General features: G+C 59.8%; 21 protein-coding genes. 8 read left to right on the forward strand and 13 right to left on the reverse strand.

Annotation, left to right across the window (positions count from 1 at the left end):
• Nucleotides 1–11 precede the first annotated feature (11 nt).
• Entirely contained in the window at nt 12–443 is a 432-nt protein-coding gene (locus WDN02_RS15825) for a SufE family protein (RefSeq protein WP_337294397.1), read from the reverse strand.
• A 24-nt stretch (nt 444–467) separates the two neighbouring features.
• Nucleotides 468–899, reverse strand: a complete 432-nt coding sequence (locus tag WDN02_RS15830; RefSeq protein ID WP_337294398.1) for a hypothetical protein — start codon at nt 897–899, stop codon at nt 468–470.
• A gap of 379 nt (nt 900–1,278) precedes the next feature.
• Here WDN02_RS15830 and WDN02_RS15835 point away from each other — a divergent pair, with 379 nt between their 5' ends.
• From WDN02_RS15835 to WDN02_RS15850, 4 genes are all read left to right on the forward strand, one after another.
• Nucleotides 1,279–3,090 carry a PAS domain-containing sensor histidine kinase gene (locus WDN02_RS15835; RefSeq protein ID WP_337294399.1) on the forward strand — a complete coding sequence of 604 codons (1,812 nt, stop codon included), beginning with the start codon at nt 1,279–1,281 and terminating at the stop codon, nt 3,088–3,090.
• Nucleotides 3,083–3,799: a peptidoglycan-binding protein gene (locus tag WDN02_RS15840; RefSeq protein WP_337294400.1), complete on the forward strand. Its 717-nt coding sequence runs from the start codon at nt 3,083–3,085 to the stop codon at nt 3,797–3,799. Before WDN02_RS15835 ends, WDN02_RS15840 begins: the two co-directional genes overlap by 8 nt.
• 87 nt (nt 3,800–3,886) lie before the next feature.
• Complete coding sequence (locus WDN02_RS15845) at nt 3,887–4,507, forward strand: ParB-like protein (protein ID WP_337294401.1); 621 nt, start codon at nt 3,887–3,889, stop codon at nt 4,505–4,507.
• A 146-nt stretch (nt 4,508–4,653) separates the two neighbouring features.
• Nucleotides 4,654–5,058 (forward strand): hypothetical protein, encoded by a 405-nt coding sequence (locus tag WDN02_RS15850; protein WP_337294402.1) that lies wholly within the window; start codon nt 4,654–4,656, stop codon nt 5,056–5,058.
• A gap of 12 nt (nt 5,059–5,070) precedes the next feature.
• Here WDN02_RS15850 and WDN02_RS15855 read toward each other — a convergent pair whose 3' ends face one another.
• Nucleotides 5,071–6,294 carry an alpha/beta fold hydrolase gene (locus tag WDN02_RS15855; protein WP_337294403.1) on the reverse strand — a complete coding sequence of 408 codons (1,224 nt, stop codon included), beginning with the start codon at nt 6,292–6,294 and terminating at the stop codon, nt 5,071–5,073.
• Nucleotides 6,295–6,466: 172 nt separating this feature from the next.
• On the opposite strand from WDN02_RS15855, the gene WDN02_RS15860 reads away from it, so the two are divergent.
• Together WDN02_RS15860 and WDN02_RS15865 are read left to right on the forward strand one after the other, a co-directional pair.
• Complete coding sequence (locus WDN02_RS15860; RefSeq protein ID WP_337294404.1) at nt 6,467–7,651, forward strand: GNAT family N-acetyltransferase; 1,185 nt, start codon at nt 6,467–6,469, stop codon at nt 7,649–7,651.
• Between the two features lie 173 nt (nt 7,652–7,824).
• The gene (locus WDN02_RS15865; RefSeq protein ID WP_337294405.1) at nt 7,825–8,250 is read left to right on the forward strand and encodes an HIT family protein; all 426 of its coding nucleotides are present in this window, start codon (nt 7,825–7,827) and stop codon (nt 8,248–8,250) included.
• A 48-nt stretch (nt 8,251–8,298) separates the two neighbouring features.
• Here WDN02_RS15865 and clpA read toward each other — a convergent pair whose 3' ends face one another.
• From clpA to WDN02_RS15880, 3 genes are all read right to left on the reverse strand, one after another.
• Entirely contained in the window at nt 8,299–10,845 is a 2,547-nt protein-coding gene (gene clpA, locus WDN02_RS15870) for an ATP-dependent Clp protease ATP-binding subunit ClpA (RefSeq protein WP_337294406.1), read from the reverse strand.
• 15 nt (nt 10,846–10,860) lie between these two features.
• The gene (gene clpS, locus WDN02_RS15875; RefSeq protein WP_337294407.1) at nt 10,861–11,208 is read right to left on the reverse strand and encodes an ATP-dependent Clp protease adapter ClpS; all 348 of its coding nucleotides are present in this window, start codon (nt 11,206–11,208) and stop codon (nt 10,861–10,863) included.
• Nucleotides 11,209–11,587: 379 nt separating this feature from the next.
• Entirely contained in the window at nt 11,588–11,950 is a 363-nt protein-coding gene (locus WDN02_RS15880) for a phasin family protein (protein WP_337294408.1), read from the reverse strand.
• Between the two features lie 330 nt (nt 11,951–12,280).
• Between WDN02_RS15880 and WDN02_RS15885 the strand changes: the two genes are divergently transcribed.
• A complete protein-coding gene (locus WDN02_RS15885) occupies nt 12,281–13,954 on the forward strand; it encodes an SPOR domain-containing protein (RefSeq protein WP_337294968.1) in 1,674 nt (557 codons plus the stop codon).
• Nucleotides 13,955–14,009: 55 nt separating this feature from the next.
• On the opposite strand, the gene WDN02_RS15890 is transcribed toward WDN02_RS15885, so the two are convergent.
• Together WDN02_RS15890 and WDN02_RS15895 are read right to left on the reverse strand one after the other, a co-directional pair.
• Nucleotides 14,010–14,735, reverse strand: a complete 726-nt coding sequence (locus WDN02_RS15890) for a DnaJ domain-containing protein (protein WP_337294409.1) — start codon at nt 14,733–14,735, stop codon at nt 14,010–14,012.
• 98 nt (nt 14,736–14,833) lie between these two features.
• Complete coding sequence (locus WDN02_RS15895) at nt 14,834–15,238, reverse strand: DUF1489 domain-containing protein (protein WP_337294410.1); 405 nt, start codon at nt 15,236–15,238, stop codon at nt 14,834–14,836.
• Nucleotides 15,239–15,293: 55 nt separating this feature from the next.
• Here WDN02_RS15895 and WDN02_RS15900 point away from each other — a divergent pair, with 55 nt between their 5' ends.
• Nucleotides 15,294–16,151: a polyphosphate kinase 2 family protein gene (locus WDN02_RS15900; RefSeq protein WP_337294411.1), complete on the forward strand. Its 858-nt coding sequence runs from the start codon at nt 15,294–15,296 to the stop codon at nt 16,149–16,151.
• Here WDN02_RS15900 and WDN02_RS15905 read toward each other — a convergent pair.
• The 5 genes from WDN02_RS15905 to yacG form a co-directional block, all read right to left on the reverse strand.
• Nucleotides 16,148–16,852: a DUF1614 domain-containing protein gene (locus WDN02_RS15905; protein ID WP_337294412.1), complete on the reverse strand. Its 705-nt coding sequence runs from the start codon at nt 16,850–16,852 to the stop codon at nt 16,148–16,150. The genes WDN02_RS15900 and WDN02_RS15905 overlap by 4 nt on opposite strands.
• 57 nt (nt 16,853–16,909) lie before the next feature.
• The gene (locus WDN02_RS15910) at nt 16,910–17,563 is read right to left on the reverse strand and encodes a glutathione S-transferase family protein (protein ID WP_337294413.1); all 654 of its coding nucleotides are present in this window, start codon (nt 17,561–17,563) and stop codon (nt 16,910–16,912) included.
• A gap of 13 nt (nt 17,564–17,576) precedes the next feature.
• A complete protein-coding gene (locus tag WDN02_RS15915) occupies nt 17,577–18,413 on the reverse strand; it encodes a tetratricopeptide repeat protein (protein ID WP_337294414.1) in 837 nt (278 codons plus the stop codon).
• Nucleotides 18,414–18,529: 116 nt separating this feature from the next.
• Entirely contained in the window at nt 18,530–19,318 is a 789-nt protein-coding gene (locus tag WDN02_RS15920) for a YdcF family protein (RefSeq protein ID WP_337294415.1), read from the reverse strand.
• 33 nt (nt 19,319–19,351) lie between these two features.
• Nucleotides 19,352–19,576: a DNA gyrase inhibitor YacG gene (yacG, locus tag WDN02_RS15925; RefSeq protein ID WP_337294416.1), complete on the reverse strand. Its 225-nt coding sequence runs from the start codon at nt 19,574–19,576 to the stop codon at nt 19,352–19,354.
• Nucleotides 19,577–19,584: the final 8 nt, after the last annotated feature.

A 19,584-nucleotide genomic window follows, 5' to 3' on the forward strand; every position in this document is an offset into this window, starting at 1 on the left:
AATCCGTCCAGCTAAGCCACAGTCTCTTCCGCCGCACGCCGCGCATCGCGCTTGATACGCTCGACCATCGAGCGCGTGCCATTAGTACGCTGGCGCGTCAAATGCGCGGAGAGGCCGAGCTTATCAAAAAGCGCTTCCGCGTCGGTCGCGAGAATGTCCGCAGAAGTCTTGCCCGAATAAAGCGCCAGGATCAGCGCGATGAGACCACGCACGATATGCGCGTCGCTGTCGGCGCGAAAGCTGAGGATCGGCTCTCCCTGCCCGCCGTGATCGACGTGAGTTTCGAGCCAAACCTGGCTGGCGCAGCCGAGCACCTTGTTGGCATCGGTTCGCGCGCTTTCGTCGATTGGCTCGAGCGTGCGGCCAAGCTCAATAACGTAGCGGTAACGATCTTCCCAATCGTCCAGATAGCTGAAGTTTTCGATGATTTCGTCGAGGCTCATGATCCATCCGGCGCCTGCGCCGGGTCAGAACTCGGCGCGTTCTTGATCCATAAGATATTCATGCCGCGCTGTCTTCTCCAGCGTCGGCCGGGCCGTTCTGGCGAAGTTTTGGGGCCGGCGCGGTGGCAGAGGCACATCCGGGTTCCGTGGAACTTCCGGCGTGATTTGCGTGACCTGCGCGCTCGGCCATGCGGAAGCCGGAATGCCGCTGCCGGCCAATTTGGAGAGCTGCGCGGCGACGGCAAGGCAAGTTGCCGGCGCACTCCCGCAGCGGTCTGCAACCCTGGTTGCGGCCCTCTCGAGCCAGGCTTGTGCGTTCGAGGCAATCGGCTGCAGAGCCACGGCTTGCGGCGCGGACGACGACGCATGCGGCGTGCCGTGCTCGCCCGAAGGCTGCGCAAAGATGGTGCTGAACACCACCCAAAGCCAGAAAACGCAGCGGATCAAAAAGAACATATTCGTCTCGTCTCAGGCAGCCGCAGAACGACCGATGCGATACCCTAGCCGGAGCGCATAAAAATCGTGCGATTATCGGCACGACAATTCGAGCCGCAAGATTTACCTTTTGATGACCATTCGCCGAGCGCGCGGGAAGCTATCTGGCAAGACCTTCTAAACCATAGCGGGAGAATTCGCGTCTCCCGCCGCTGCGCTTCCTCTCGGGCGTTTCATCGCTGCCAGCGTTTTGATGGTGTGGCTTAGTGTTCACTTAAGACGCGCCTGCGAACTTGTTTTCGTCGAAAGGCGGAGATTCGCAGACGAGTTGCGATCCCCTTCGCTTCGCGGCCGCGCCCGCAGCTTGCTGCGCCGTCGCGCGGAAGCCGGAGTTCAGCGGTTGAGTTTTGCGTTAAATATCGAGAAGCAGATCACCTCCCTGGTGCATCCAAACGTTCTGCCGCGTCCGGCTGAGCGCCTGCGCCATGAGACCTTCATTCTTCGCCGTTTGGCGAGTTCGATGACGGTCATATGCCTCGCGCCGCTGTTTCTCGCGATCTATGGCGCGCCAGCGCTGTGGCATGCCCTTGTCTTCGTCTGGTGTATTGTCCCGATCGGCGCTGTTCTGCTGCTGTCGCGTAGCGGCAATCTGTTGCTGGCACAGACGATTTGCATCGCCAGTTTCATCGGCGCAGCGGCGTCGGTTGCAGCGGCTGGTGGTCCATGGGAAGCCGCTCTCGTCTGGCTTGTCCTTGCGCCATTTGAGGGTGCGCTTTCACAGAATTCCCGGCTTGTACTCGGCGGCGGAGCTCTGTCCGCGCTTGCGGCGCTCGGGCTGATCCTTATCCGTTCGAGCCTTGCCAGCGGTCACGCGCCGGCTCTCGTACTGCCGGCGATCGCCTACGCGACGTTCGTCGCCTATGGCCTCGTCGCTTTCCAGCACCGGCGCGAGACGTCGGCTCACGCACGTTCGGACTATTATCGCGCGGTCTACGAGATGGTCGGCGACTTGATCGTGCATCATGCCAGCGACGGCACCGCGGAATTTGTCAGTCCGGCTTGCTATGATCTTTTCGGCCTGCCCAGCGCCGATCTCCTGGGCCGCGGCCTCTTTGAACATATCCACGTCGCTGATAGGCCGGCGTTTCTCAAAGCGATTTCCGATGCCGCGACATCGTCGCGCATTGCGACGGCAACCCTGCGCTTGCGCGCGCCCGGTCCGCATGGCGAGGCGGGCGCCGACTCAGACTTTCGCTGGATCGAATTGCGCGCACAGCATTGCTCATCCGAGGCCGGGGATGCAACGGCGCACTCGGGGCGCGTCGTATCGACGTTGCACGACATCACGCAAATCAAGCAGCGCGAGCAGGACTATGAGGCCGCACGCGCCACCGCCGAAGATGCAAATCTTTGGAAAGATCAGTTCCTTGCCAATGTCAGCCATGAATTGCGCACGCCACTCAACGCGATCATCGGCTTTTCGGAGATTCTGTCCGACGAGGGATTGTCCCCGCAGGAGCCCGGCAAACAGCGCGAATATGCTGCGATCATCCACAAATCCGGCCAGCATCTGCTCGCCGTCGTAAATACCATTCTCGATATGTCAAAGATTCAGTCGGGCGCGTTCGAGATCAGGGCTGAGCCTTTCCCGTTGCCGCCGTTGATCGATCTCTGCTGCGATATGGTGAAACTCAAGGCGACCGAGGGTAGCGTCGAGCTTGTTCGCGCCTATCCCGAGAAGATCGATGAGATCATCGGCGACAAGCGAGCGTATCGGCAGGTTCTTCTCAATCTGCTTTCCAACGCGATCAAGTTCACGCCGCCGCGCGGCCGTGTAACGATCAAGCTGCGGCCGGATGGCAACCACATCATCGTCTCGGTCGCGGATACCGGCATCGGTATCGCGCAGAACGACCTCGCCAGTCTCGGCATCCCATTCTTTCAAGCCGGCGCATCGTATGATCGGCCTTACGAGGGCACGGGGCTCGGGCTCTCTGTCGTGCGCGGCCTCGTCGGTCTCCATGGCGGGACGATTTCGATTGAGAGCGAACCTGATCGTGGAACCTGCGTCAGCGTCCGCCTGCCGCTCGACAGCCGCCGTCTGCCAGCGAGCAAGACCGGCACGGCCAAAATCGAAACCTTGCCGCGCCGCTCGCGCAGTGACGATCAACGTGTTTTCAGCAACGAGATGATGGTGAAGAAAATTGCGTGAAGCTCTCGCCCGCAGCGACAATGATTTCCTCGTCGCCGAACCGCGCCGCAGAAAACCCGCCGCGCGGAAAAGTTCTCTGAGCAAGCTAATCGGTGTCGCCCGGTTTCTCGGCGGCGTCGCGAATTATCCAAATCGCGTTGCCGGTGCCCTGCTCGTCGCGATGGCAGTCGCCATTACGGTCAATGCACTCGAATTGCAGACGACACGCCACCCTGCACCATTGTTCGGCCATGCGACGGCCCAGGTCGAAGCAGCGTCGGCGATAGCGCCGGCCCCGCCCGCGCGCGTTGTGGTTCCAGCTCCAGAGTCAGCGTCCGTACCAACGCCTTACGTCAGCGCTGCACCGGTCGCGCCCGCCCCTAATGCAGACCCTCTCGGCCAATTCATCCGCCAGGACGAGGCGCCCGGACCGGCCCATAACAAACGGCCGTCACGGCCAGCCGCGCCGCATGCCGACCCGATCTCCCAGATTCTGCACGAGGACAGCCAAACCTCGGATGTTCCGCCAAAGCCGAGCCGGACCGTCTTGGGGGTCCAACGGGCCCTCGTGAAACTGGGCTTTGTATTAGAGCCCGACGGCATCGAAGGCGACGCCACACGCAAGGCCATCACGCAATTCGAACGCGATCATCACCTGCCAACGCGAGCAGACCTCTCGCCGAAAGTCATCCGCGCGCTTCGTGCGGAATCTGACATCTCAATTCCCTGAGCGTCGCGAGAGCGCGCAGCCCAGTTTACGCCGCGCCTACTCTGGCCTAGGTTGCACGCCACTCAACTGACCAGTGAGAGACGTAAGATGAGCGTACGCGAACCCCTCTTGAAACCGGTTCCCCTTGCCGATTTGCGTCCGACACAAATCACCGTCGGATACCGCGAGGTGAAAGAAAAGCGCAAAGCCTGGAAGGAAATCGCCGACTCGAAAGGTTCGGAATTCCTCGGCAAACATATGATCCCGGTCATTCTCGGGCCGAAGGAACGCCATTACGTCATCGACCATCACCATCTGGGCCTCGCCCTGATCGAGGAGAAGGTCAAAGACATTCTCGTCAACGTCGTCGCTGACCTGCGGACGCTGAGCCAAGAAGCTTTCTGGGTTTTCCTCGACAATCGCGGCTGGATGCATCCCTTCGATGCGGATGGACAGCGCAAAACCTATGCCGATCTGCCGAAGGCGCTCACCGATCTCGCCGATGATCCATTCCGCTCGCTTGCCGGCGAATTGCGCCGCGCTGGTGGCTACGCCAAAGACACGACGCCCTTCGCCGAATTTCTTTGGGCCGATTTCCTGCGCAGACGGATCAAGCGCAAGCTCGTCGAATCCGATTTCTCGTCGGCGATCGAAAAGGCTCTTGGTTTCGCCAAAAGCAAAGAAACGGATTTCCTGCCGGGCTGGTGTGGCCCGAATGATGGTGATTAAGCGCCTATGAGCTTTGCTGGCAAAGCAAAGCTCTTGATTTATGAGCGCGGTGCGGCAAAAGCTGGGGCTCTGCCATCAAGGCTCACGCGAACAGTTCGCGGCAACGCCGTTGAATTGCTCGGTGGCCAATCCCATCGGAATTTCCCATGCCACGCTTCTGGCTTCGCTTCTGCGTTTTTGCCGCGCTTTGCGCCGCGTTTGCCGGCCCGGTAGCGGCCCGCCACCACCACAAGATAGCCACGGCCACGGCCCAGCAAGGTTTCGACGGCACGTACAACGTCGAGATCACGACCACCGATGGCCATGGAAGTTGCCCGGCATCCTATGTGGGAACGCTCACGGTTCGCGATTTTCGCATTGTTGCGCTGAGCGATCCTGCGGCGACAGCAAGCGGTGGGATCGAGAGCGACGGCACGATTTCATTGGCGTTCCGCAAAGCTGATCAGATTGCAAATGTTGGCGGCCAGATGAAAGGCTCCGGCGGCAAGGGCTTCTGGTCGTCGCCGACCGCATTTTGCGGCGGCCTTTGGCGCGCCGCGCGCCAAAATTAAACGCGAGCCGATTTAATGCGCGGTCGCTGATGCGGGCACCGGTAGCGTGCCGGGCAGCGGCGTTTGCGGCAACACGTTGCCCCCTGTGCTGGAACCGGCGGGTGCGCCGGCAACAGGTTGCGATGACGGCTGCAGGGGCGCTGTCGAAACCTGCGTATCGACCGGGCGCTCCCCAAGCACCGCTGTGACGTCCTGATCCTGAATGCGTTGGCGGCCGATCTGCGCGCCGATCGAGCGCACGACGTCTGGCAGATCGGCATAGGCATCGTGGTCGATCAGTCCATCGGATTTGCCCGAAAGATCGTAAATTTTCACGCCGAGGCGGGCCAGCGCCGCACGATCGGATGGCTTGCGCGGATCGAGCGCACCGACGCGCGGCCGATCCCCGGCCAGCGTCCGCGATAGCGACAATGCCCGATCATCGGCCGAAACGAGAACGGAAAAATGCGATGCATCGAGTTCTGAAAGCTGCGAGCGGAACACGGAAAGATCGATGTCCGGCGCCGCCAGCATCACGAGGCCGAGCTTGCCATTAAGGCTGGGGCTGCCGGCGATCGCGCGCTGGCGCAGCGCTTCCATGGTAAGCCAGGTGCCCAGCGAATGGGCCAGAATATGGATGCGGCCAATGTCCGGAATCTCGCTCAGATCCTTCAGCAGATTGGCAAGTGAGTCGCGTGAAGCCGTCGCGCTTTCTCGCGCCGCCTCGTAGTCCAACAAATTGTTGCTTGCCGGCCATGTGAAAAGCACCGGAATACCGCCAAAGCGGCCGTCGGTGACGATTTGGGCCAACCGGAACCGCGCGGCATCGAAGCCTGTGTTAAACCCGTGCACATAAAGCAGCACATCGCGGTTCGAGCCGATGCGGCCGGAAATATCGGTAGCAAGTTCGTTGCGGAATTCGGTCTCGCTGAGATCACGCGTGCTGGCGACCATAAAGTGATGCTGCGGATCCGGACTCCCGAATGCCGGCCGTTCGATCTGGCCAGGATGGTGATCTGGCGGGATGCTGAGGATCTGCAAGGAATAGGCTGGCCCGTCAGTCCGCATCGTATCGACGCCGCCGGGACCGGAATCGCGGGTTGAGCAGACGAAGGTCAGAATCGAGTGCGGGCCAGCGTCAGCGCTCGCCATCATTCCAGTCGTCGACGCGCAGCCCGCGACGAGGCTGGCGAGAAGCAATCCGGCTAGAAGAGGCAAAAGTTTGCCGCATGGATGTGCGCGCGAAAAGGCCAACATCAAATACCCCACGCCGCCGCCCGGCGACTGGCCTGCCCGGGCGTCAATGACGCCAAAAGGTGACGAGAATGGGACGCTGGCTTCGCAAAACGCCAGAGCTGCCAAGCTTTTGGCGATGTTTTGGCGCAGACGCGAAGGATGTAGAATGGGCCACCGAATTCGATCCGCAAGCATGACCTTCCAATATAAAATCCGCATCGCAGCCTCAATCCGCGAAATCAACGCCGCGCAATGGGATGCCTGCGCCAACCCAGTGGTGACAACGCCGACGGAATCTGACGGCGAAGAGCGATTCAATCCGTTTATTTCGCACGCCTTTCTGGCTGCACTCGAAGACTCGGACTCCGTCGGGCGCAAAAGCGGATGGGTACCAACGCATGTCCTCGTCGAAGACGACAGCGGCGACCTGCTCGCGGCCGCGCCGACCTATCTCAAGACCCATTCAATGGGCGAATATGTTTTCGACCACGCCTGGGCCGATGCCTACGAGCGGGCCGGCCTCGATTATTACCCCAAGCTCCAGGTCGCGGTACCCTTCACGCCAGTCACGGGACGGCGCCTGCTCGTGACGCCAGAAGGCGGCGCGACTGCAAGGGCTGCGTTGATTCTCGGCCTGCGCAAATGGCGTGAAGAGACAGAAGCCTCATCGATCCATGTCACTTTCCCGACAAAGGCCGAATGGCTGGCACTCGGCGAGGCAAAATTCCTGCGCCGCACCGGGCAACAGTTCCATTTCGTCAACAAGGGCTATGCCGATTTCGACGGTTTCCTCAATGACCTCGCGTCACGCAAGCGCAAGACGATTCGTCGCGAGCGTAAGGGCGCGATCACTGACGGGATCAGCATCGAGCATCTCACCGGCAGCGAAATTCAAGAAACGCACTGGGATGCGTTCTTCGAGTTTTATATGGATACCGGCTCACGCAAATGGGGCCGACCTTATCTGAGCCGCCGCTTCTTCAGCGAGATCAGTGCGAGTCTCGCGCCGCGCATTTTGCTGGTGATGGCCAAGCGCAACGGACGCTACATTGCCGGCGCGCTGAATTTCATCGGTACGGATGCGCTTTACGGCCGTTATTGGGGCGCGATCGAGGAACACCCGTTTCTGCATTTCGAGGTCTGTTATTATCAGGCGATCGATTATGCCATCACGCATAAGTTGAAGCGGGTCGAAGCCGGCGCGCAAGGGGAGCACAAACTTGCCCGCGGCTATGCTGCTGTGCCCACCTATTCAGCTCATGATATTGCGGACACGCGTTTTGCATCGGCGATCGATGATTACCTTGTCCGGGAACGTGTCATCATGGATGAACAGCTCGCTGAATATGCTGAACTTGCGCCGTTCAAGAAGGGCTAAATCCGTCACGCTCAAGATGATGAAGAATTCATAAAGAAACTCGATTTTGTCTACGATACACGTAGATGTCACATTTACTAAATGGCGATTGCAGTCACGGTATTTCTCCAGAAAGCTTTGCCCTACACCTGACCTCGATTATCGTCGCACGGCAATCAACAAAGTGAACATTCATGTCCTCGGCTTACGACAACAACAACGTTTTCGCGAAAATTTTACGCGGTGAAATCCCTTGCTACAAAGTCTACGAAGACGACGTCGCGCTCGCTTTCATGGACATCATGCCCCGTATTGACGGGCATACGCTCGTCATCCCGAAGTTCCCTGCCCGCACCCTTCTCGATGCCGATCCGGATAAACTGGGCGAACTCATCAAACGCGTGCAAAAGGTCGCGGCCGCTGTGAAGAACAGCCTCGGCGCCGAGGGACTCACTTTACTGCAATCGAATGAAAGCGCCGGCGGCCAGGTGATCTTTCACCTGCATTTCCATATCCTACCACGCTGGGAAGGCATCGAATTGAAGCCCTCGGCAAGCGCAATGGAAGCGCCGGAAGTTCTCGAGAAATTCCAGACAAAAATTGCTACGGCGTTGAAATAGAAAGGGCGGCCATAGCCGCCCTTTCTTCATTCGAAGCAAACCTTCGCTTTAGCCCTGCAGCGGTACGTTGGGCACGATGCCGGAAGGCTTCGCTTCGCCTTCGGATGCTGTCTCATCCGAAGGCTCAGCATCAAGTGCCTCGTCGGTCGGCAGGTCGTCGTCAGGCTCGCCTTCCGGTCCGCCGTCATCATCGTCGTCCGTCTTAAGCTTGCGCGCTCGGGCGCGACGCACTTCCGGCTCCGGCCGCACACGCTTCTTGCTCGCCTCGACGATATCCTTCTCCGGCCGCGGCAGAACCGGGCCTTCAGGGAAGACGAAGCCCAGCTTCTTGCCGCCGTCCTCATCCGCCACCACGACGACACGAACATTGCCGCCGTTCTTCAACCGTCCGAACAGCACTTCATCGGCCAGCGGTGTCTTGATGGTCTGCTGGATGATGCGCGACATCGGCCGCGCGCCCATCTGCTCGTCATAGCCATGCTCAACGAGCCAATTGCGAGCCTCATCGGTCAGCTCGATTGTCACGTTGCGCTCAGCAAGCTGAGCATCGAGTTGCATAATGAACTTGTCGACGACCTTGGCGACAACTTCGCTCGGCAGATGACCGAACGTCACGACAGCATCGAGACGGTTGCGGAATTCCGGTGCGAACATGCGATTGATCGCCTCCGTATCCTCCCCCTCGCGCTTCGTGCGCGTGAAGCCATAGGCTTCGCGCTGCATATCGGCGGCGCCGGCGTTCGTCGTCATGATCAGGATCACATTGCGGAAGTCGATCTGCTTGCCATTGTGATCCGTCAGCTTGCCGTGATCCATCACCTGCAACAGGATGTTGTAGAGATCAGGATGCGCCTTCTCAATCTCATCGAGCAGAAGAACGCTGTGCGGATGCTGATCGATCGCATCGGTCAAGAGACCGCCCTGATCGAAGCCGACATAGCCGGGCGGCGCACCGATCAAGCGCGACACCGTGTGACGCTCCATATATTCCGACATGTCGAAGCGGAGCAGCTCAACACCTAAAGCCGTGGCGAGCTGGCGTGCGACTTCCGTTTTGCCGACACCCGTCGGGCCCGAGAAGAGATAAGAGCCAATCGGCTTCTCGCCATCGCGCAAACCCGCACGCGCGAGCTTGATCGCCGACGTCAGCGCATCGATGGCCTTGTTCTGCCCATAGACCACCCGCTCTAATGTCTGAGTCAGATGCTCGAGCACTTCAGCATCATCCTTCGACACGGTCTTCGGCGGGATTCGCGCCATCGTGGCGATCGTTGTCTCGATTTCCTTGATGCCGATCGTCTTCTTGCGCTTTGCCTCAGGGACCAGCATCTGGCTCGCGCCGGTCTCATCGATCACGTCGATCGCCTTATCAGGCAGCTTGCGGTCGTGGATGTAGCGCGCCGAGAGCTCGACAGCCGCCTTCACGGCTTCGTTGGTATAACGAACCTTGTGATAGTCCTCGAAATAGGGCTTCAGCCCCTTCATGATTTCGATCGCATCCTCGACCGTCGGTTCATTGACGTCGATCTTCTGGAAGCGACGAACCAGCGCACGGTCCTTTTCGAAATATTGGCGATATTCCTTATAGGTCGTCGAGCCGATGCAACGCAGCGTGCCTTGCGCCAAAGCCGGCTTTAGCAGGTTGGACGCATCCATCGCGCCGCCGGATGTCGCGCCGGCGCCGATGACGGTATGAATCTCGTCGATGAAAAGGATCGCCTTCTTATGGTTTTCGATCTCCTTCATCACCTGCTTCAGGCGCTCTTCGAAATCGCCACGATAGCGTGTGCCGGCGAGCAACGTGCCCATGTCGAGGGCGAACACGGTCGCATCGGCCAGCACTTCCGGCACTTCGTTCTTGACGATCTTTCGCGCCAGACCCTCGGCAATAGCGGTCTTGCCAACGCCCGGATCGCCGACCAGCAACGGATTGTTCTTGTGCCGGCGGCAAAGCACCTGGATCGTGCGGAGCACTTCGGCCTCGCGACCGATCAGCGGATCGATGCGGCCATCTTTCGCTTTGCGATTGAGGTTGACGCAATAGGCATCGAGCGCGCCCTCCTTTTTCTTGGAGTCGCCGCTCTCTTTATCCTTACCGTCGCGGCCGTCATCGTCGTCGGCACCGCGCGGCGTCTTTGACGAATCGGACATACCGGGCCTCTTCGCAATGCCGTGGCTGATGTAGTTTACCGCGTCGTAGCGGGTCATATCCTGCTCTTGCAGGAAATAGGCGGCGTGACTCTCGCGCTCGGCGAAAATGGCCACAAGCACGTTCGCGCCCGTGACTTCCTCGCGGCCCGAAGATTGGACATGAATGACGGCGCGCTGAATGACGCGCTGGAAGCCAGCCGTGGGCTTGGCATCCTCGCGACCATCGCTGACAAGATTGTCGAGCTCCTGGTCGATGTAATCACGTAAATTCTTCCGCAAGATTTCGAGATCGACCGAACACGCACGCAGAACCGCCGCGGCGTCGGTATCCTCCGTCAAGCTCAGGAGGAGATGCTCCAGCGTCGCGTATTCATGATGGCGCTCGTTGGCAACAGCGAGAGCGCGGTGAAGAGTCTGCTCGAGATTACGTGAGAAGGACGGCATGGAAACTCCGATCTCTCATTTCTTTTCCATGATGCATTGCAGTGGGTGCTGATGCTTCCTGGCGTAGTCCATCACTTGGGTGACTTTAGTCTCAGCGACTTCGTAAGTGAAAACACCGCATTCGCCGACGCCATGCTGGTGGACATGAAGCATGATCTGCGTCGCCTCTTCCGGCCCTTTGTTGAAATATTTGCGTAGGACGACCACGACAAACTCCATCGGCGTGTAATCGTCGTTGAGGAGCAGCACGCGATACATATTGGGGCGTCGCGTCTGCGGCTTGGTGCGCGTGATGACCGCGGTGCCGTTCCCCGGCCCGGGATCATTGATTTTTTGTGGGTCCTTGGCTGCCCGTGACGGCATGCCTTTGCCTCCTGTCGCGCAAGCGGCACGGAGCGGCCGGAAGCTTTCCCGACCGGAACTCCGGTCAATACGCAACCATAACTCCGGTTCGCAACGCTCGCCTAGGCGAAACTGCGCCGCGATTGCCACTCTCAGCAATTATCTTGCCGATCCATGCAAGATAGATACAAAACGTGGCATTTCCAGAATAGCGTGTCATCGTGGCGATAATTTATTTCGCTTATCTGGCGATTCGCAATTCTGCCTGTGCGCGAGACAATAAAAAAGGCCCGACATCTGTCGAGCCTTCAGTGCCCCTTTTGGGGTCTTGAAATGTCTATGAGAGCGCACTATCCGGCGGACGAGGCATCCGCCCTCGCGCGTGCGACCCTGCCGAATCTTACTTGACGATCGGCGTCACGCTGCTTGCGACAGACTGGACCTTGGCAATCGCGCTCTCGACCGGCTTGAAAGCTTCCTTGGCGAGGCTGGCATAAAGTTCGCTGATCTTGCTCGTCTGGGCGACGAAGCCTTCGTAAGCGACCTTGGCATATTCCGACTGGATTTGAATCGCGTTGTCGAGCGACTTGGCGCCGACAAGCTTCTCAAGATAAGCCGAGCTCGTCTCGAGCGAGCGCTTCGAATAATCCGTCGTTTCCGCGGCGATCGTCTGGAAGCCCCTGGCAAGGGACGACGCGACCGAACTCACGGCCTCGAGCTGCTCTTTGCTGAATTTCTGGAAATCATCAAAATTCGTTGCCATGCGTTGCTCCTTTGACTGACGTGCATAGAGGTGAATTGCAGCATTCCATGCCAAAGGGCTTCGCGTCGAGATAAGCCCCGGGGCCACCCCCGCTATATAGTGCGTTGCACAAAAGCGGTCAAGATTTTTTGCAGTGCAACAAAAATCTCTTCCTGACACGCCGAGCCGGTATTTACCCGATCGCTTTAACCGACGGGTAACCGAGACATTTTAGTTTTATTCGAGCATTCGGTGAAATGTTTTTAGCTTTCGCCAGTGAGTTCAGCGATCCTAGCGGGGATGCACGCTGTCTAAGTATTTGATAATGCGGCTTTAAAGGATAGACGCGTGATGTTTATGCGTGGCTTGGCGGGCCGTGGGCGTACTCTGATCCTGGCAAGTTTCGCGGCATCGCTGCTTCCGGCGCTCGGAAGTCCCGCGGAAGCCCATCACCGCCACCACCTCCGGCATTTCGCCCATTCCGCGCACCACGCGCGTTTCCGGGTCGCTTCCCATCGCCGACACCATGAATATGCGGCGCGGCATCACGGATATGCAGCCGGGGGCGGAAGTTCGGGCCTTGCCGAAATCGTCGTCGACAGCAATTCCGGTCGCGTCCTTTACGCGCAGAGCGAAAATGAGCTGCGCCACCCCGCCTCAATCACCAAGGTCATGACCCTCTACCTGCTCTTCAAGGAGCTGGACAGAGGGCGGTTGCATCTCAATTCGCGCCTCACGGTTTCTGCCCATGCCGCCGCGCAGGCGCCGACCAAGCTCGGCCTGCGGCCCGGCCAGACCATCGACGTCGATAGCGCCATCAAGGCGATCGTCACCAAGTCCGCCAACGATATGGCCGTCGCCATCGCCGAAGCCATCGGTGGCAGCGAAGGGAATTTTTGCGCCATGATGACGCGCGAGGCGCATTCGCTCGGCATGTCGCATACCCATTACGCCGATGCTTCGGGCCTGCCGAACGACGCGCAGATCACGACGGCCGCCGACCTCGCCATTCTCGGCCGCGCCATCCAGGAGCGGTTTCCGCGCTATTATCATTACTTCTCGCTGCAGGAGTTCGCCTTTCACGGCCAACTCATCCGCAATCATAATCACCTGCTCGGCAGAATCGCTGGCATGGACGGCATCAAGACGGGTTATACCCGCGCCTCCGGCTTCAACCTGTTGACCTCGGTGCATCGCGACGGACGCGCAATCATTGCTGTTGTTATGGGGGGCGCCACCGCGGCGAGCCGCGACCGGGCGATGGCCGCCCTCATCGGCCGCGAAATCCAGGAAGCCTCGATGCGCCGGACGGCGCCGATGATCGCCGAGGTCGTCGAAGAACGCGCGACAGCCCGCCCACAGGCCGCAGACATTACCAAGACTTCGTCATGGGCTGAGAAGGCGGAAGCCCTCCAGGCGGCCGAGCCCGTGCCCATGCCGGTCGAACGGCCGCGTCCAGCTTATATCGCCAGCGCCCCGGCGGCTTCTTCCGACGAAGACACCAGCGATACCGCGGACGCCACGGACGCCGGCGACGCATCCGATGCTTCTGACGCCACAACCGGCAGCGTAAATCGCGTCGCCTTCGATGGTTCGACCGGACGGCCCGAAGCATCGAGCGCGACTCCTTCGAATTTGCATTGGGTGACCGGCCCCGCACCGGCGAAAATCCATAAGGCTTCGGCCGTTATCGCCGATAGCGAGCTCGCCGCCGCCGGTATCGAGGTCAAGCCTCAAGCACACGAGGACGACGATGCGTCGGACGCGGCGCAGGCTCTTCCGTCCGGCTGGATGATCCAGATCGGTGCGACCGATGACGCCGACAAGGCTCATGCGCTGCTGGCTCGCGCCAAGGCGCGCGGGCTTAGCGCACTCGACGATGCGCACGCCTTTACGCAGAAGGTTCAGAAAGGCGAAGCCACCCTTTACCGCGCGCGTTTCGCGGGCCTCGACGAAGGTGACGCACAAGCCGTCTGCCGTAGCCTAAAAAGATCTGGTTTCGCCTGCTTCGCAATGAAGAATTAGTGGAATGTTTTTATGGTCGTCAGCGATGACGACCGCGTCGCGTATCGCGTAGGAGTTAGTTGTGTCTGCGCATCAAAACGTCCTTGGCCTCGTTGACACGAGCAGCAAGATCCGTCGATCCCCCGTGGTCGGGATGCAATTTCTTTATCAAGGACCGGTGCGAGCGCACGACGTCGTCACGCGTCGCCCCCTTGTGAAGGCCCAGGACCTCATAGGCCTCATCCTCAGTCATTATGCCCGGACGGGCAGAAGTCTGCGCGCGCCAGCGCCGCGCGTCCGCACTCTCGTTTCGTGCCGGACGCCATCCGGGAAACCGGCGGTCCAGATAAGCCTCTAAAAGCTTCGCGCCGTCCGGATCTTCGCGCAAACACAGGGCGTGCAACGTCTCGCATTGTTCGCGCGTCATCTGTGCGAGCGACTTGCCCTCGTCAGGTCCCGCCAGCACCGTGCCGCAGATCGTGCCGGAGGCATGATCGACCTCCATCTCAATGACGGCGGAGCGCAACCGCGATGTCGCCCCGGTGCGCCGCCCGGCAATCGTGCTTAGCCGGCTACGCCATGATTTCGCGGCGCTTGCCAGAAGCCAGAGCCCGATCGCGGCGAGGACCACCGCTCCATCCGGGCTGCCCCGTAAAAGCGCCAATCCCGCAAGGAGCAACACCAGGACGCCGCCAAAACGCCGCAGAGCCACGGCAAGCGCGGCGGGGTTTGCACGGGCAAAGGCCCGCATGCCCCAAAGCACGAGATAAAAGACCAAAAAGCCTACGAGGAGATAAGGCATCCGCCCTGCCCGTTTGCGTCAGAGCTTACGTTCCTATGCCGGCGCAGTCTCGGCAAGCCGCTTTGCGAACGCCGCGACTTTTTTCTGGCTACGATCCATCATAATAAGCCGAGAGCTGCAAGTTCGCTGCGTAACGTCTCCGGCATCTCGGCGACATCCCGGCTCGCGAGATCCGGCGGCGAATCCTTCGGCTGCAGATAGCGCCAGCCCTGAAAGGCTCGAAACGGCCGCGGCCGGACCCGTACAATCGCCGCGTCGAGCACCAGCCGACAGCGGCTCACGCCATCGTCGTCGGTGAAGGCTTCGATTGCCTGTAGCGGCTGCCGGACGGCAATCTGCCCCTTGATGACCCAATAGAGCGAGCCGCCATCGAGCAATTCTTCGACGCGCCGGGGGACCATGCGCGTCACATGAAATGGCGGCTGAGCGCGGCGTGCTTGAAAATCCTCAAGATCGGCAATCGACTCCGCGCCAACGGCAAGTTTCAGCAGATGAAGCGTCAATGGAGGGCTCCGGCCATAATATGACGGCCACATAATACCCGTGCTAGAAGCCGTCATGGACTATCGCAAGAAATTCATCGTCGCACCGGATAAAAAGCTTCGCCTCTCGGAAATCGACCCAGCGGGTACGCCGGATCAAAAATCCGAGGCCGGTGCCGCCGATCTGACCGAGGACTACCGGCATAGGCTCGCCCAGCTGCAGACCCTGCTCTATGCCGAAAACAAGCGGGCTTTGCTCATCGTGCTCCAAGCTATGGATGCCGGCGGCAAGGATGGGACCATTTCGCATGTGATGCGATGCATGAACCCACAAGGCGTCAGTGTTGCGCGCTTCGAAACGCCGACGCCTGAAGAACAAGCGCATGACTTTCTCTGGCGTGTCCATATCAAGGTGCCGCGGCGCAGCCAGGTCGGCGTGTTCAACCGGTCGCATTACGAAGAGGTGCTGATCACTCGCGTGCATAAGCTGATCGACAAAGAGACCTGCAGGTCACGCTACGCGCAGATTCGCGATTTCGAATCAGAGCTTCTCGACAACGGCACGCATATCCTCAAATTCTTCCTGCATATCAGCAAGGAGGAACAGCTCGCACGCTTCGCCCAGCGGCTCGAAGACCCACAGCGCAATTGGAAGATCAGCGAGGCGGATTATACCGAGCGCGAATTCTGGGACGCCTATATGGACGCCTATGAAGAAGCGATGAGCGCGACGAGTACCAAGGATGCGCCCTGGTTCGTCATCCCGTCGAACCACAAATGGTTCCGCAATCTGGCGATCTCCCAGATCGTCGCGGAAACCATGGTGGACTTCGGCATGAAATATCCCAAGCCCAGCGTCGATCTTGCCAAAATCCGCCGCGACTATCACACGGCGGTTACGGAGGCGGACGGGAAGAAAAAGCGCAAGACCTAACGGCCTAAAGCAGGCTGATAACGCGGCGCGGTGAGGCTCGCCAACAGCACGGCCAGCACGCCGGTCAGGAAAATGCCGTCGAACGTCCCCGCCCCACCGATCGACGCGACGGGCGCGCCAAGGTCGGCGACCTTGTTCAGATTCGAGAGGTCCGCGCCAATCAGCACGCCGAGGCTGCCGCTGATATAGGCAAGCGGGCCGGCATAAGTGCGAGAGAGAATGACGGCGACGATCGCCGTGATGATCGGCGGCACAAAGATCGGCAACGCAATGCCGACGCCGTGCACCGGAGTTGCCATCATATGCGTGATGACCGCGACAATTGCGGTCCCGACCGCGCCGAGCACCCAAAGATCGTATCTCGTCAGGATATAGAGCGAGAGCAGAACGGGAATCACGCAACCGCCGACATTCACGGCAAGTACCGTTCCCTGCCAATCGGCGGTCGGCACGACATATTGCATGCCAAAGAAATCAACCTGCTGATCCGACATGACCGGGCGGCCGTGCAGCCAGAACAGCGGGATGTTCACATAGCTGCCGACCCAGGAGGCGAACAGCATGAACAAGGCAGCGGGCGAACTGATCCCGGCACGCTGATAGGCAAATGTCAGCGCCCGGACCTCGACCCAGATGACGAGCAGGACAAGAATGCCCCCGAGCATGAAAAAGAACGGCAGCGACAGCGGCAAATAATGCATTTCGTCCGGCCTCCATGCGTCGCATTTTAAATCGCGCCGGATTAGACCGTCCGACGCTTAGACTTCCTCGTATTTGGCGATGCGCCAAGTCTCCGCCGCAGCGCCTTTGCGCCAATCCTGATAGGCAGGCAACGCCATGACCGCTTCCATATATGCCCGGCTCGCCGCGCTGACCGGCGCATCGTAGATGTAGAGCCGGTTCACCACCGGCGCGAACATCGCGTCTGCTGCACAGAAATTCCCGAACAAAAAGTCGCCGCCCGCGCCAAATCTTCCGCGCGCATCGGACCATGCAATTTCAAGACGCGCAATATCCGCCAGGACCTCTAGCGTGAGATCGCGACGTTTCACCGCGCGGCGCATGTTCATCGGCAAATGGACACGCAGCGGCTGGAAACCCGAATGCATTTCAGCCGCCAGCGAGCGGGCGACGGCACGTGCCGCCCGGTCGCGCGGCCAGACCGGCAGATCAGGAAATTTCTCTGCCACATATTCGATGATGGCGAGCGAATCCCAAACCACGAGATCGCCGTCGATCAAGGCTGGACATCGCGCCGACGGCGAATATTTGAGAATATCCGCCCGCGTCGTCTCCTGACCCAGGGGAATCGCGATTTCGTCGAACGCGATCCCCAAATGGCGCATGAGGATGAAGGGCCGCAGCGACCAGGACGAATAAGCCTTGTTGGCGATGAGAAGCGTGAGCGACACGCGCGCCTCGTTCCTAGTTTTGCCCGAGGGCTTTGAGCTCTGCTGTCGCAGCCGTCTTCTCATCAACCGAATTGAAGCAAACATCGAGCGAATGATTGAACAATTCGATCGCGTCGCTCTTTTCGCCTTGGGCGAGCGAAAACTCGCCAGCGTAGAAGCCGACATCGCACATGCGCGCCTTGGAAACCTTGAGATCGACGTTCTGCGCTGCGAGAACGACATCGTGCGGCGTCATCTGACCTGCGTAGAGCAGAAGCAGCGGCGCTGGCCATGACGTCATGTTCACTTGCGTCGTGGCTTTGGCGAGATCAGGCGAGGCCTTGGCACCGAGCCTGCGCTTAGTCAGTTCGAGCCACAGCAGCGAATAAGCATCGGACGAATCGAGCGCCACGGCCTGCTCAAAATCGGCTTTGGCCTTATCCTTTTCACCGTTGAAAAATTCAGCAATACCACGGCCCTTATAAGCCAGCGCATGTTTCGGATCGAGCTTGATCACCTGATCGTAGTTCTTGATCGCCGAACCGAAATCGGTCTTCGCCAAATAGGCTTTGGCGAGATTGTTGTAGGCATGAGCATAAGCCGGCTCGAACGAAACGGCGTCGGTCCAGGCCTTGATCGCATTGTCCAAATCGTTTTTCGCATAATAGCCGATGCCGAGGTTGAAGGCGGCGACGGCGCGGTCGTGAACATCGATGCTCTTATCCGCAGCGATCTTGCCGCAACCACTGATCGCCAGATCCGCATCGCCCTGCTGCTGGCAATGCTGAATGTCGAGCGGATCGACGGCAAAAGCGGGCGCTGTGGAAAGCGCGAACGGAACGATGGCAACCGCCAACCATAAATGACGCATAAAACTTCCTTCCCATATTACCGCCGCGTCGGTCCGCGGCTTGTTGCGTTTCAGCTTGAAAATCAAAGCGGATTTATTGGCTTACGATGCGCCGTGCAAGTTGCTTTTCGGCCATGTTAGGGCGCCGGGAACCAGGCACTCGTCTTGCCAGTGAAATGATAGACGGTCAGGCCGATCCATTCGTGTAGACCAGCCTGGAACATCCCGAGCTGTCCGATGCCAAGATGGAACCAGCCATAATCGCGACTATCTCCGAGGGTCATGTAGTCCGTCGGATAGGCGATGACATGGTAGCCGAGCTTGCGGAACACGCCCATCGCGCGTGGCATGTGCCAGGCCGCGGTGACCAGAAGGAACGTGTCGCCCGGCTGCGGCCGCGTCAGCGGGCGGGCGAAAAGGCCGTTCTCCCAGGTATTCCGTGATCTCGTCTCAAAGGCCATGCGTCCCGGATCGACGCCCAATTCGGTCCAAAGCTCGCGCACGCCGGTCGCTTCATCCGCGCCACTCGGGCGCAGGCTTGAGGAGCCGCCGGTAAAGATCAGGCGTGCCTTGGGAAACCGGCGCGCGAGGACCGCGCCCATCGTCACGCGCTCGCCCACCTCTGTCGGCTCGTGCCGGGTCGCCGTCAGATCCTCGTCGAGGCCGCCGCCGAGAACGATGATGCCGGTCGGCGCGGCGATATTCAAAGGCGGCAGCGGAAAACGATCCTCGATTGGCCGTAGCAGAAATGCGCCGAGCGGCGAGAAGGTCAGGATCGTGAAAAGAGCGAGCGAGATCACGCAGAGCCGATGACCCCAACAGCGCCACGGGCTGAAACTCAGCGCCACCCCGATCAAGCCCAGGATCAGTAGAAAATTGAACGGCTCAGCGAGCGCCCAAAACAGCTTGGCAACAACGAAAAACATGACGCTCCCGCGGACCGAACCTCGGCACCGGGATCAATCCTGCTCCGGCGAGGCATCCCTTAGCCCGGAATCGTCGGCGTCGTCATCTTCCGGCTTCGCAGGCAGCGCATAGGCACCCTTGAGCCAACGATGCAGATCGACATCGGCGCAGCGCGCCGAGCAGAACGGACGATCCGCTGCGCTCGCCGGCTTGCCGCAAATCGGGCACGGACGGCTCTGAGGCGCGCTGTCGTGCTTTTCGTGAGCCTTGGACTGCATGATGCTCC

The sequence above is a fragment of the Methylovirgula sp. genome (assembly GCF_037200945.1).
In the GTDB taxonomy this organism is placed as follows: Bacteria; Pseudomonadota; Alphaproteobacteria; order Rhizobiales; family Beijerinckiaceae; genus Methylovirgula.